At 72.4% G+C, this 14196-nt stretch carries 9 protein-coding genes; 5 read left to right on the top strand and 4 right to left on the bottom strand.

The annotated features are described in order from the left end of the window. Window positions 1–122: 122 nt before the first annotated feature. Window positions 123–1598: an acyltransferase gene (locus tag OG992_RS03020; protein WP_238682451.1), complete on the top strand. Its 1476-nt coding sequence runs from the start codon at window positions 123–125 to the stop codon at window positions 1596–1598. 65 nt (window positions 1599–1663) lie between these two features. Here OG992_RS03020 and OG992_RS03015 read toward each other — a convergent pair whose 3' ends face one another. From OG992_RS03015 to OG992_RS03005, 3 genes are all read right to left on the bottom strand, one after another. Continuing rightward, a complete protein-coding gene (locus tag OG992_RS03015; protein ID WP_266302270.1) occupies window positions 1664–2884 on the bottom strand; it encodes a YeiH family protein in 1221 nt (406 codons plus the stop codon). Continuing rightward, window positions 2884–3030, bottom strand: a complete 147-nt coding sequence (locus tag OG992_RS03010) for a hypothetical protein (protein WP_181548476.1) — start codon at window positions 3028–3030, stop codon at window positions 2884–2886. Before OG992_RS03010 ends, OG992_RS03015 begins: the two co-directional genes overlap by 1 nt. A 369-nt stretch (window positions 3031–3399) precedes the next feature. Beyond that, a complete protein-coding gene (locus OG992_RS03005) occupies window positions 3400–5274 on the bottom strand; it encodes an adenylyl cyclase (protein ID WP_266302269.1) in 1875 nt (624 codons plus the stop codon). Between the two features lie 230 nt (window positions 5275–5504). Between OG992_RS03005 and OG992_RS03000 the strand changes: the two genes are divergently transcribed. Next, complete coding sequence (locus OG992_RS03000) at window positions 5505–6449, top strand: hypothetical protein (RefSeq protein ID WP_266302268.1); 945 nt, start codon at window positions 5505–5507, stop codon at window positions 6447–6449. A 39-nt stretch (window positions 6450–6488) separates the two neighbouring features. Continuing rightward, a complete protein-coding gene (locus OG992_RS02995; RefSeq protein ID WP_238682458.1) occupies window positions 6489–7043 on the top strand; it encodes a hypothetical protein in 555 nt (184 codons plus the stop codon). A gap of 48 nt (window positions 7044–7091) precedes the next feature. Here the strand turns inward: OG992_RS02995 and OG992_RS02990 are convergent, their stop codons facing one another. Then, window positions 7092–7826 (bottom strand): AfsR/SARP family transcriptional regulator, encoded by a 735-nt coding sequence (locus tag OG992_RS02990; RefSeq protein ID WP_238682608.1) that lies wholly within the window; start codon window positions 7824–7826, stop codon window positions 7092–7094. A gap of 199 nt (window positions 7827–8025) precedes the next feature. On the opposite strand from OG992_RS02990, the gene OG992_RS02985 reads away from it, so the two are divergent. Together OG992_RS02985 and OG992_RS02980 are read left to right on the top strand one after the other, a co-directional pair. Then, window positions 8026–11094, top strand: a complete 3069-nt coding sequence (locus tag OG992_RS02985) for an AfsR/SARP family transcriptional regulator (RefSeq protein ID WP_266302267.1) — start codon at window positions 8026–8028, stop codon at window positions 11092–11094. A 65-nt stretch (window positions 11095–11159) separates the two neighbouring features. Next, window positions 11160–14192, top strand: coding sequence for a BTAD domain-containing putative transcriptional regulator (locus tag OG992_RS02980; RefSeq protein WP_266302266.1), 3033 nt, complete (start codon window positions 11160–11162; stop codon window positions 14190–14192). The last annotated feature ends 4 nt before the right edge of the window (window positions 14193–14196 follow it).

The raw sequence follows: 14196 nt of genomic DNA, 5'->3' as shown, positions 1-14196 counted from the left end.
CCAACCTGGACAATCATCCCAATTTCCGGACAAACCTCCTTTACCCACTGATAATTGGCACATCGATCGGCAGCGCTCCGATCCGTCGGTCCACACAGTTCAGTGATCAGAGGAGTTCCCAGGTGCAGGCGAAGTTGAACGGGCAGCGTTCCGCGACGCTGCAGGGCAGATACTCCGCCCAGCACAACGCCTTCGGCGTCCTGCGCCTGGCGATGGCTTGTGGCGTGATCATCGCGCACGCCGGCCCGCTCGGCTTCGGCCAGCACAACCTCGGCGCGGCCACCTTCGGCCGGCAGAGCGACCTCGGAACCCTCTGCCTGTACGGATTCTTCCTGATCTCGGGATTCCTCATCACCGACAGCGCGCTGCGCTCCACGCTGCGCCAGTACGTCCGCGCCCGCCTGCTGCGGGTCTTCCCCGGGCTGTGGGCCTGCCTGCTGGTCACCGCGTTCGTCTTCGCCCCCCTGGCGGCGCTGTACGAGAACGGCAACCTCGACGGGTTCTGGGGGCACCCTGAGGGGCCCTTCGACTACGTCACGACGAACTTCCTCGCCTCGATGGAGCAGTTCCCCATCTCCGGGTTGCTGGCCGACACTCCGTACGGCCAGATCGTCGGCGGGCCGAGCGCATTCGACGGTTCACTGTGGACTCTGCGGTACGACCTGGCGTTCTACGGGATCGTCGGCATCCTCGTGGTGACCTCGGTGCTGCACCGGGCGCCTCGCGCGGTACTCGTCCTCACCGCCGTCTGTTACGCCCTGGTCCTGCGGGACTTCTTCACGGCGCCGACCTGGAGCTCCCGCCCGCCGCAACACGGCGCGATCGGGCCGTTCCCCCTGCTCGGCGCGTTCGCCGCCGACTGGACGCTGATGCTCGGCTTCCTGTTCCTGCTCGGCGCCGCCGCCCGCCTGTACGCGCACCGGATCCCGGTGACCAGAGAGCTGGGCGTGCTGGCCGGCGTCGCGTTGGTCGGCTCGCTGTGGCTGGGCGGGTTCTTCGCTGTGGGTGTGCCGGCGTTCGCCTACCTGGTGCTCTTCGCGGCCGTCGCGCTGCCGAAGCGGCTGTCCGGAATCAGCCGCCGGCACGACTACACGTACGGCATCTACATCTACGGCTTCCCGGTGCAGCAGATGATCGCGCTGCTCGGCGGGGCCCGATTCGGGATGCTCGGCTACATCGTGCTGAGCCTGCTCGGTGCCCTCGTGTGCGCCGTGCTCTCCTGGCACCTGGTGGAACGGCCCGCGCTCGGGTTCAAGACCGGCAGCGGACGCGCCCGGCACCGGCGCGCGGGGCGCACCGCCAGCCCCCTCCCCGTGCTGATCCCCAGCCCGGTGACAGTCGCGGGAGCCGAGGCGCGCACCGGCACCGGCCGGCACAAGGCCGGTGCCCGGCACAGCCGGTCGGCGAAGAACACCCCCGTCACGGCAGCCGTGCCGCGCCGCGCCAAGCGGCCCACCGAGACGGCGGCGTCGTTCCTGGCGGCACCCGCACGGACCAGGAAGGATCTTCCGTTCGACCCGGTGAAGACGCCCACCTCGCACACCCGGTCGGGTCGGTCCCACCGCGCGCCGACCACCTCGACGACACCACCCCGCTGATCGCGATGGGGCCGGAGCCAACCTGGCTCCGGCCCCACCACCGTCCGCAGGGGCGGCCGGCCGACTCAGGCCGAGAAGTTGCGGAACAGCAGGGACGCCAGGGCGAGCGCCAACGCCAGGTTGAACACCGTGGCACTGGCGAACACCGCCACCGGTCGCCAGCCCGCCTCCCGCAGCGACGCGACCCGGACCTCCAGGCCGATGCTGACGAAGGCCAGGATCAGGAACCACACGCGCAGGTCGTTGACGACGGCGATGGTGGCCTTGCCGTCCGCGCCAGTCGCGTCGAGATACCAGGTGGCGATGACCGAGGCCGCTATGAAGCCGAGGACGAACTTCGGGAACCGCGTCCACAGCTCACCGAGGCCCGGTCGGGCCGCGCCGGGCCGTCGTTCCACCTTCAGGGTGAAGTACGCGGTGAGCGCGACCGCCACCACGCCCATCAGGGCGTTCTGGGTGACCTTGACGATGCTGGCGATCTGGAGCGCCTCCTCACCGGCGAGCGCACCCGCCGCGGTGACCGCCGCGGTGGTGTCGATGTTGCCACCGATCCAGGCGCCGGCCACCGCGTCGGAGAGCCCGAACACGTCGGCCAACCAGGGCAGGATGAAGATGGACGGCAGCGCGAAGACGATGACCAGACTCGCCGTGTAGGCCAACTGTTCACGACGGGCCCGCACCGCGCCGGCGGCGGCGATCGCCGCGCTGACCCCGCAGATCGACACCGCCGACGCGAGCAGCGCCCGCAACTTGTCGTCGAGGCCGAACCTGCCGGCCAACCACCAGGTGAACAGGAACACCCCGCTGATCAGCAGGATCGCCTGGGCGATCGCCGGGCCGGCGGCGCTGGCGATGACGGCCAGGTTGATCGACGCCCCGAGCAGCACCAGACCGGTCTTGATGAAGAACTCGGTTCGGAACGCGGCGGTGATCCGGTCCCGCCACCCGAGCACTGTGACGGCGACGTTGCCGAGCAGGCCGAGCAGGATCGCGTAGACCGGGTACTCGACAGCCGCTCCGACGTCCTCGATGGCGGTGCCCTCGGCCCAGGCCGGGACGTTCTGCTCCAGGTAGCGGGTGAGCGCGGCGAGACCGACCACGATCAGCAGGCCGAGTGCCGTCCACGCCCAGAATGCCCCGTCACGCGCCGCGTTTGTCGGCTCGACAGGATCGGCGGTGGTCGACGACGTGTCGCGCTCGATCACGTCCTCGGCGGGCGGCTCGTCGACGCGTGCGTCGCCGACCGTGGCGGCCTCGGTGCCCGTGCGGGTCGCGTCGGCGGTCATCAGGGGACCAGTCCGGCGGGGATGGCACCGAGCAGGACCAGTGCGAGCAGGGCCAGGCCGAGGATGGTCGCCGCCCAGTCCTCGTTGAACGCGAGCCGGGACGCACCGGCCGTCGGCGGGGTGGGCGGTGGCTGGTCGGATGTCATGGCGTACCTCCATGGTGGTGAGCCGAGCCGGCGGTGCCGGATCGGTCAGAAGCGCGGTGACGGGCGTGCGGAGCCGCGCCGGGTCACGAGTCGACGCGTGAGCCGGCGGTGCGGCCGGAAGAGGGGTGCGGTGCTGCGGTGCTCAGTCGGTGCCCGGTGCGCTCGGACACAGCTCACTGGCGGTTCGCATCAGGTCGACGACCCGACGCGAGGTGAGGAGCGGACCGACCGGCATTCACGTATTTTCCTACCGACTCGATAGGAATTCAAGACCGTCGACGCGAATTCTTCCTCTGCTGACGCCCCCACCACGGACGACGGGGCCGGAGCCATCGCCGGCTCCGGCCCCGTCGGTACGCCCGATCCCCGCTACGGGGTCGGGTACTGCGTCAGGTAGACCGGAGCGCCGACCCTGGTCATGTCGGCCGCGTCCCCGACGCCGTTGACCACATGGTCGATCGTGCCGGCGCTGAGGTTGACGGTCATGATGTGATGCAGCCGCACCCCCGGCCGGTTCGGCACCTCGAAGCCGTTCTCGGTGTGGATCGACGGGTTGTTCTGGTTGAACACGTACACCCCACCCCCGTACAGGGTGTGGTGACGCACCCGGTCACCGACCTTGTACCCGGCCCAGCCCTCGACCGCGCCCTTCATCCAGTCGGCCTGCGTCGGCGGGTCGTACGGCAGCTCGTTCTGGTAGAGGATCGTGGTGCCGTGCTCGCCGTTCCAGACCGTGTTGTGGCGCTGGAAGTGTTCGACGAAGAGGCCGGTGGCGGTCACGTGGTCGCCGTTGATGACGGCCCCGTAGCGACCGGTGTTGGTACGCCAGCGGTCGGTGTCACCGTTGACGCCCTCGGTGAAGCCCTCGACGCCGTGATCACCGCGCCACACCCAGGTGTGGTCGATGAGCACGTTGTCACTGTTGACCTCCAGCGCGGTGTTCGTCCGCCCGATGTGCGGGCCGCCGACCCGGAAGTACACGTCGGAGAGGGTGGTCGGGTTGTGCGGGCTGCTCGCGTCGCGGCCGTGCTCACGTCCGACCCGCAGCAGGACCGGCGACTCGACGAGGCCCGCGTCGATCGTGACACCCGCGACGATCACCCCGGGAACACCGGCCACGTCCAGCGGGATCGCGCCGTTCACGGCGGTCAGCGTGGCGTGCCCGATCCCCAGCACCACTGTGTTCGGGCGCCGGATCTCGATGCTGCGCGCGATGCCGTACGTGCCGGGCGTGAGCAGCAGGTGCTTGCCTCGCGCCAACTGGCTGTTGATGACGCGCACCGAGTCCGACGGCTTGGCGACGAAGAAGTCGCCGATCCCGATGGTGCGCCCCGGCGTGATGCCGTCACCCCAGGAGACGCCCCGGCTGTCGCGCTGCGCGGCGGGCACCCGCACCTGGTAGCGACCCTTGCCGTCGACGAAGAGGTAGGGCTTCTCCCGGCTGAGCGGGGTGGTCTCCAGAGTGGTGTACGGCGGGTCGGGGAACGCGGCGTCGTCCGGCGCGCCCTCGACCCCCGCGAACACCTGGTTCCACACGGCGTTGGACCAGCTACCGACCTCGCTGTTGCGGGTCAGCCACTGTTGCTGCGACCCGTTGGTAGTGGCCGGCAGCCGTGAGTCGGCGATGAACCCTCCGCTGGCGTACTGCGGGCCGGCGGTGCAGTAGTCCATCAGAGACAGACCGCCGCCGCCGATGTTCAGTCGGCGCATCGACACTGCCTGGGAGACCGCCCAGAAGTTCGCCGACGACCGGCAGTCGTCCTGGCCGGCCGCGTTGATGGTGAGCGACAGGTTGGACAGGGTGCGCCAGAAGTTGACCAGTGCGAGGCAGTTGCCGGTGCCGCCGTCGGCCAGACAGCGGTTGTAGACCTCCAGCTTGCCGTTGACTGTCACGTCGGTGGGCGAGGCGCCCAGGCCGGACACCTCGGTGTAGTAGCCGACCTTGGCCTGCAACGGCTGCGCGGCCGTGCCGTACGTGCCGGGCTTGAACAGGTAGGCGTGCCGCTCGGTGCCCATCTCGTTGTCGACCTGCCGAGCGTGCGCCGCGTCGAGGGTCTGCTGGATCTCGCCGACCGGCATGGACGGGTCGAAGATCGTCACGTTCGGGCCGAAGTCGGGTGCGCCGTGCGTCGGGCGGCCGGCGCTGGCCCCCGTGCTGGTCATCGTGGTGGCGGTGGTCAACACCACTGCGAGCAGGAGGGTGCGACCGGATCTCCGGCGCACGTCTCGGGACGGGGTTGTCATGTGGTTCGTCCTCTCCGCTGGCCGGGCGTACTTCCGGCGCAGCTGGGGGCGGTGAGAGCGCTCTCTGACCCTTGCCGCCGGAGGTAGGGCCGGGCCGGAAGGGGTTGAGATGTTTCTACCCGTAAATGCGGCCGCACGCCACGAGCGCCGCACCGCGAATGTTGGCGGGCCAGGCGCTCACGGTACGGCGACGGTACGAAAAGGGAACACCGCGCTGGTCTGCTCGGCTCATGCGAGTACGCGGAACACCCGGAGCGTTCCGGCCCGGACGGCGGGCGATCGTCGTCATCGTCACCCTCGCCCTGGCACTGCCGCTGGCCGCGTCGTCGATCGCCGGTGCCCGGTCTGGCTCCACCTCGGCCGCACCGGCGCTGACCGTCGCGCCGTCGTCCGATCCGGGCCCGTCCGGGCCCGTCACGGCCGAGGATCGGCGGCTTCTGGTGCGCGCCGAGTCACTGCTCACCCGGGACTGCATGGTCCGCGCGGGATTCCAGTTGTGGCTGGGCACGTCGCCACCGGCAGACGAGCTGCTCTCCTTCCCGTACGTCGTCGACGACATCGCGTGGGCGCGGAAACACGGTTTCGGCTCGGACCTGGTGAAGGCGGTCGACGCCCGCCGGCGCACCGACCCCAACCAGCGCTACGTCAGCGGCCTGTCCCCCGAGCGCCGGGAGGCGTTCCTGGCCGCGCTCAACGGCGCCCGCCCGGAAGGGCTGGAGGCGCGGCCCTCCGGCGGGGTGATGCGGCGCAGCGCCGAGGGATGCACATCCGAGACGCAGCGCCGGCTCTACGGCGACCTGGCCGAGTGGTACCGGTCGAGCAAGGTGGTCACCGACCTGACGTACCTGCGGCAGCGGCGGGTCCTCGCCGATCCGGCGTGGACGGCCGCGCTCCGACCGTGGGCGCGGTGCCTGCGGCAGCAGGGCCACACCGCGGACACCCCCGAGCGGTTACGGGAGAGCGTCGGCACCCGGGGGCGGGCGGACGAGATCGCCGCGGCGGTCGCCGAGGCGCGGTGCGCCCAGAACGGCCTCGCCGCGACGACACGGACGCTGGACGCCCGCCACGGCGACGAGCTGACGGCGGCGTACCACCAGGACGTGGCGGCGAAGAACCGGCTGGAGCACGGGGCGCTCCCCACGGCCCGGGCCGTGGTCGCCGCCGAGCACCAATGAACGCCGAGGCGATGGTCGCCCGGCGAGAAGGAGGATGAGATGAGACGTATCCACCTGGTCCTGGCGGGAGGCGCGATGCTCGCCACGCTGCTGGCCGGCGCACCGGCGGCCGCATCCCCCGCGCAACCGGGCGCGCTCGGATCGGTCAGCCAGGCCGCGCCGACCGATCGCGACGGCCGGGCCGAGCGGGTCGACCTGCCCCGGAGAACCCCACAGGACGGGGCGCGGACCGCGGCAGCGGCCGACGGCTACTTCTACGCCTACGAGCACGCCTACTGGGGTGGCCGCTGGTGCGCGTGGGCGGGCAACGCGAGCAACTGGGTCAACCCGGGCGGCGCCGCCACGACCGGCCAGTGGGACTGCGGCGGCGACTACAGCTTCGACAACATCGCCACGTCGGTCTGGAACAACGGTGTCTACCACGACTACGACGCGGTACGGATGCGCACCGGGGCGTTCCTCACCGGTGGCAGCATGTGCCTGTCGCGCGGCGACTACTGGGCCGATTTCACCCTCGGCTACCAGGCGTTCGACGACGGCACCCCCGCCGACAACCAGATCAGCTCGCACTACTGGGGCTTCGCCTGCTCGTGACACCGAGCCGGGCGGGGGCCGCAGCGCCCCCGCCCGGCACCACCATGCTCAGCGGCAGACATCCCCACCGAGCAGCGTCCGGTGCAGGTCGCGCAGCTCCCGCCCCGGCTCGATGGCGAGCTGCGCCGACAACTCCGCTCGCCAGTCCCGGTAGACACCCAGGCCATCGGCGGTACGTCCGCTGCGGTGCAGGGCGAGCATCAGTTGCCCCCGCAGCCGCTCCCGGAACGGATGCCGCCGGACCAACGCGACCAGCTCGCCAACCACCTGCGGGTGGTGGCCCAGGTCCAACCGCACGGCCACCCGCTGTTCGATCGCGGCGAGCCGTGCCTCCTCCAGTCGCGGCGCCTCCGAATCGGTCAGCTCCTCGGTGCCGTCGGCCAACGCCGGCCCGCGCCACCATTCGAGAGCCGTGCTCAACGCGGCTGACGCCTCCGCCGGCCGGCCCGCGTCGCGCAGCACTGCGGCCCGCCGCACCTCGTCGAGGAACCGGTCCAGGTCCAGCTCGCCCGCTTCCAACCGAACCGCGTAACCGTCGCGCCAGGAGCGGATGCGATCGGCGCCGAGCGCCCCCCGCAGCTCGGAGACCCGCTTACGCAGTTGGGTACGCGCGGTCGTCGGCGGCTGCTCGGCCCAGAGCAGGCGTACCAGCCGGCCCACCGACACCATCCGGCCATGTGCCAGCAGCAGCGCGGCCAGCACCGAGCGCTGCTGCGGACCGGCCAGCCGCACCGACTGACCGGCCCGGACGGCCTCAATCGGCCCCAGAATGCGGAACTCCATCTGCGTCACCTGCTCCTCCTCGTCGCCGAGGGAACTGTCGCAGCGGGCGTCGTCGAAGCGCTGTCACCGCACTGTCACGCACCCTGCGGCTGGGCGGTCACCGTGCGTCAACGTCCACACCGCCGTGTCGGACCGTCGTGTTACCGTCGCTGCCGGTCGACGTCGCGAGGCGTCTGGTCGGCCGACGCTGGGGGCTTTCGTGGAGTGGGATTTCGCCGTGCTCGGCGCGCTGCGCGTATCCCGGTACGGCCGCACCATCCCCGTCCCGGCCAACCGGCAGCGGGCGCTGCTGGCCACGCTGCTGCTCAACCGGGGTGAGACGGTGAGCGTCCCCGCGCTCGTCGATCGGGTCTGGGGCACGGGGGCACCCATCCACGCGCGAGCCGCGCTGCACTCGCTGGTTCGGCGGCTGCGCAGCACCCTGACCATCGAGGGCCCTCCCGGCGAGCTGATCGCGACGCACGCCAGCGGCTACCTCCTGGAGCTGCCGCCGGCCGCCCTCGACCTCTCCCGCTTCGACGCGCTCGTGGCGACGAGTCGCACCGCCGATCCACAACGCCGGGCCGACCTGCTCCGGGAGGCCCTGGCGCTGTGGCGCGGCGACCCGTTGGCGGACGTCGACTCCGAGGTGCTGCACCGCGAGGACGTGCCGGCGCTGACCGAGCGGTGGGCGCGCGCCAGCGAGGTCTACTTCGACACCGAGCTGACCCTCGGCCGGCATACCGAGATCGTCGCCGGGCTGCGGCGGGCGACCCGACGCAGCCCGCTGCGCGAGGGGCTGTGGGCGCAGCTGATGCTCGCGCTGTATCGCGATGGGCGGCAGGCCGAAGCCCTCGATGCCTTCCATCGCCTCGCCACGATCCTCGCCGAGGAGTTGGGCGTCGACCCGGGGCCGGCGGTGCGGGAGCTGCGCGACGGCATGCTCCGCGCCGACCCCGCGCTGAGCTGGCGACCACCTCCGGCGGCGGCCACGGCCACCCCCGCGGCGCCTCCGATGTCGTTGCTCCCGGCCGACATCGGCGTACTGCACGGTCGTGTCGCGACAGTCGAGGCCATCCGACGCTCGATCGTCACCGCCGCCAGCGAGGGACGTCTACCGCTGGTGTCCGTGTCGGGCGCTCCGGGCATCGGCAAGACCGCTCTCGCCGTCCACCTGGGTCACCAGCTCGCCGACGAGTTTCCCGACGGCCAGTGGTACGCGCGACTGCGCGGTCAGCACAGGAATCAGGCTCGCCCGTTCGACGTCCTGTCCGAGCTGCTCACCTACTCGGGCGTGCCCCCGGCGGCCCAACCCGCCACCGCCGACGCCCGGGCAGCCGCGTTTCGGGCGGCGCTCGCCGGTCGCCACGTCCTCATCGTCTTGGACGATGCCGCATCAGCGGAGCAGGTCGAGCCGCTGCTGCCCGGCGCCGGCGGCTGCGCGGTGATCGTGACCAGCCGCAGCACGCTCGGCGCCCTGGTGGCGCTACACGGTGGACGGGCCGTCGGTCTGGACCCGCTCAGCCCGGACGCCGCGGCCGACCTGCTCGTCGCGGTGTTCCGGGATCACGGGTTCAGTGTGGCACCGGACGTCGTCCACGACCTCGCCGCGCTCTGCGGAAACCTCCCGCTGGCGTTGCGGATCGCGGCGGCCAACCTGGCCACCACCGGCCCGGAGGACGCCCGCGCGTACGTGCGGCGACTGCGGGACGGAGACCGGCTCGGTGGCCTCTCCGTGCCCGGCGACCCCCGAGTGGCGCTGCGCGCCGCGATCACACCGTCCTATCAACGGCTCGGCGGCGCCGAACGGCGCGCGCTGCGACTGCTCGGGTCGACCCCCACCGACTGCTTCACCACCGAGGACCTCGCGGCGCTGGCGGACGTCGACTGGTCCACTGCGGACGCCATGCTGCGCACCCTGACCAGCAGTCACCTGGTCCGCCCCGCCCGGGGCGGTCGGTTCGTGACCCACGACCTCATCCGCCTGTACGCGGCTGAGCAGTCCCAGCACGAGGACACCGTCCATCAGCGCGCCGAAGCCCTGGGTCGACTGTTCCACGGGTACCTGGCCATCGCCGACGCGCTGGCACGGCGCAACTACCCCCGGATGGCGTTCCTGCCCCGACCCGCCGGCTCGGTCCGGCGTACGGCGGTGGCCGCGCAGCCCGAGACGCCGAGCTGGTTCCACGCCGAGTACGCCAATCTGCTCAGCGCGATCCGGCACGTGGCGCAGCACGGCCCACGTGAGATCGCCTGGCACCTCGCCGACCGGATGCGCGGCTACCTCCAGGAGACCGGGGCGCACGGCGAATGGCGCGAGGTCGTCGAGTTGGGCCTGACTCAGGCCCAACGTGAGGGCGATGACCCGGGGGTGGCCGCGATGCAGTCGAGTCTGGCGACACTGAGCGCCAGCCGGGCCAACTATGCCGACGCGCGGCGGCGGTTCCGGGCGGCTCTGACCATCCAACTGCGTCTGGGCAACAGTGCCGGGCAGGCGTCCATCCTCAACAACCTGGGCATCGTGCACCGGGAGGAGGGCCAGCTGACCGAGGCGGGCGAGTGCTACGCACAGGCACTGCGGCTCTACCGCGAGGTGGGCAACCGGCACGCCGAGTGGAGCTGCCTGGGCAACCTCGGCGTCGTCCGGTTGGAACTGGGCCAGGTGCACGACGCGGTCCAGGCCCAGCAGGCGGCGCTGGAGGGTTACACGTCCCTCGACGTCACCGAGCAGCCGCGCAACGACATCGCCAACGTCCTGCACAACCTCGCCGTCGGTGTGCGCGCGCTCGGCTGGCCCAGCCTGGCGGTGCTGCACCTCACCCATGCCGTGGTGCTGCGTCGACAGGTGGGCGACCGCTACGGCCTCGCGACCGATCTTGACCAGCTCGCCGCCGCGTACGTCGACCTGGGCTACCACGTCAAGGCGCAGGGCCTCGCCCAGGAGTGTCTGAGCATCGCCCGCGCGATCGGTCGACGCCGGGTCGAGGCGGAGGCCCTGGCCACCCTCGGCACCGCCGCGCTTGGCCTGCACGGCCCGGCACCGGCGCTCAAGCTGCTGCACCAGGCGTTGCGGCTGGGCCGGGAGATCGGTTACCGCCGAGCCGAGGTCAACGCGCACCTCGGCCTGGCGGCCGCGTACCGGGCGGCCGACCGACACCAGGAGGCGGTGAGGCACGCCCAGATGGGCGAACAGCTGGCCCGCGCGGCCCAGCACCACCTGCTGGCCCGGCAGGCCCGCGCGCTGCTCGGCGACGCCGAGCCCGAGCCGCTGCTGCGCTCGGCCGGCTGAACCACACCGCGGCGGCGTCCGGCGGACGCGCTCCGGGTCAGCGCCGCGCGGTTAGGATGACCGCCGTGCAGTTCGGGGTGCTCGGGCCGCTCGCCGTGACCACGGACACCGGCGAGCCGGTGGTGGTGCCCGGCACCAAGGTGCGGGCGTTGCTGGCCGATCTGTTGGCCAACCGCAACCAGGTGGTCTCGGCGGACCGCCTCATCGACGACCTGTGGGGTGACGACGCCCCCGCCAATCCGGCCGGAGCCCTTCAGGTGCGGGTGTCGCAACTGCGCAAGGCGCTCAACGACGCCGAGCCCGGCGCCCGTGAGCTGGTCGAGTCCCGGCCACCCGGCTACCTGCTGCGGGTCGACGCGGTCGACGTCGGCCGCTTCGACGAGCTGGCCCGCTGCGCCGATGTCGAACGGCTGACCGAGGCCCTCGCGTTGTGGCGCGGCGAAGCGTACGCCGACATGGCCGACGCCGAGTTCGTGCGGGCCGAGGCGTCCCGCCTCGCCGAGCAGCGCCTCGTCGTTCAGGAGCGGTTGGCGCAGGCCCGGCTGGCCCGGGGTGAGCATGACCTGGTGGCCGCGGACCTGGCCGAGTTGGTCGCCAGACACCCGCTACGTGAAGGCCTGCGGGCGGTGCAGCTGCGCGCGTTGTACGCGGCCTGCCGCCAGTCCGAGGCGTTGGAGAGCTACGCCGAGCTGCGGGCCCGGCTCGCCGAGGAGCTGGGCCTCGACCCCGGCCCGGAGCTGGTCGCCCTGCACCGCAGGATCCTCGAACAGGACGCCGGCCTGGACGCCCCGCCGAGGGCGGCGGTCATCCGGAACGATCTGCCGGCCCCGCTCGACGAGTTGATCGGGCGGGACGAGGCGCTGGCCGAGCTGCTGACGCTCTTGCCCCGGCAGCGGCTGGTCACGCTGCTCGGGCCGGGCGGCGTCGGCAAGACCCGGCTGGCCACCGAGACGGCCCGCGCGACGTCCTACCCGGACGGTGTCCGACTGGTCGAGCTGGCCCCGCTCCCGGCCGGTGACGCCAGCGTCGCCGAACAGGTGCTCGGCGCTCTGGGCGCCCACGAGGCCGCGGGAACGACCCAGTCCCCCGCCGACCGGGTGGTCACAGCCCTGCGGCACCGGCAGGTGCTGCTCGTGTTGGACAACTGCGAACACGTCATCGAACCGGTCGCCGAGCTGGTCGCCCGGCTACTGCGCGACGTGTCCGGGGTGAGCGTGCTGGCCACCAGCAGAGAGCCACTCGGGCTGACCGGTGAGCTGCTCTGGGAGGTACCCCCGCTGCCGGTGCCGGACGACGGTGACCTGGACGCGGTCCGGCGCTCGGCGGCGGCCCGGCTGTTCGTCGCCCGCGCCGCCGCGCAGCAGCGCGGTTTCCGCCTCGACGGGCAGACCGCGACGGCGGTGGCCCAGCTGTGCCGCCGCCTCGACGGTCTGCCGCTGGCGTTGGAGCTGGCCGCGACCCGGGTCCGCGCGCTGGGCGTACGCGGGGTGGTGGACCGGCTCGACGACCGGTTCCGGCTGCTCACCACCGCGCAGCGGGACGTGCCACCACGGCAGCGGACGCTCACCGCTGTGATCGGCTGGAGCTGGGACCTCCTGGACGAGTCCGACCGTCTGGTGCTCGCCCAACTGGCGGTGTTCCCGGACGGCTGCACCCCGGAGGCCGCCGAACAGGTCTGCCGAACCGACCTGGACGCCCTCGCCCGGCTGGTGGACCGGTCGCTGGTGGTGCTCGACGACTCCGGCGCGGCCCCCCGCTACCGGCTGCTCGAATCGGTGGCCGCGTTCTGCCTGGAACGCCTCACCGACGCCGACGAGGTACGCGGGCGCCACGCCACCTACTACACCGAGCTGGCCGAACGCGCCGACCCCGGGCTGCGCGGGGCCGACCAGCAGCGGTGGCTAGCGCTGCTCGACACCGAGCTGGCGAACCTGCGCTCGGCGCTGACGCACGGTGGCGGGCTGCGCCTGGCGGTCGCACTGAGCTGGTACTGGTTCCTGCGCGGCCGGCTCACCGAGGCACGGCGGGCACTGGCCGTGCCCGGCGACCCGGAGCAGGAGGCCCGCGCGGCACCCTGGCGGGTCGGCTTCGCCCTGTCGCAGGGTGAGGTGATCGCGCCGGACGACGTACGCGCCGCCGTGGCCGCCGACCCGAGCGGTCACGCCGCCTGGTTCGCGGCCAACGCGGTGATCGAGCACGGCGACCTGGCCCTGGCGTCGGAGTTGCTGCCGACCGCCGCCGCCGACCCGTGGACCGAGGCCGCGGTGCTCACCTCGGTGGCCCACATCGCTCACGCCAACGGCGACCAGGCCACACTGGAGCGCACCGCGACCCGCAGCGCCGCGCTCTTCGCCGACCTCGGCGACCGGTGGGGTCGGCTCCGGGCGACCGAGTGGGTGGGTGGGCTGGCCGACATGCGCGGCGAGCACGAGCGCGCCTTCGCGCTGCACCGGGAGGGGCTGCGCTGGGCCGAGGAGTTGGCGCTGTGGCCGCAGGTCTGCGCCGAGCTGTCCTGGCTGGCCTGGCTCGCCGTGCAGACCCGCGACTACGCTCAGGGTCGGGAACTGGCCGAACGCGCCTACGACCTGGCGGTGGAGCAGGGCTCGCCCGGCGCACTGATCTTCGCGGAGATGAGCCTCGGGCTGGCCGCCCGCCGCGACGGCAAGCTCGATCTGGCCGTCACCCACCTCAGCCACCTCGCCGACCTGGGTCGGGGAGAGAGCCAACCCGCGCTCTACCTGCCGATGGTGCTGGTGGAGCTGGGCTACGCCGTCGAGCAGGGCGGCGACCCGGACGCCGCGTTGGCCCTGCACATCGAGGCGTTCGAGGTCGCCGAGGTGATGGCGACGATGCGCGATGCGGTCGGCCCCCTGGAGGGGATGGCGGCGGCGGTGCGCTCCCCCGAGGTCGCCGCCCGGCTGCTCGGCGCCGCGGCCGCCGCCCGGCTCGCCACGCAGTCCCCCGCCGCGCCGGCCGAACGCGACGACACCGACCGGGTGACCACACGACTGCGGGCTGAACTCGGGCCGGAACGCTTCGAGGCGCTGCTCGCCGAGGGCGCGCGGCTGAGCCCGGGCGAGGCCCGGGCCCAGCTCTGACCGG

It is taken from the genome of Micromonospora sp. NBC_00362 (assembly GCF_026342155.1).
Taxonomy (GTDB): Bacteria; Actinomycetota; Actinomycetes; order Mycobacteriales; family Micromonosporaceae; genus Micromonospora; species Micromonospora hortensis.
Note: the sequence above shows the minus strand (reverse complement) of the source record. Positions and strands in the feature narration are given on the sequence as shown.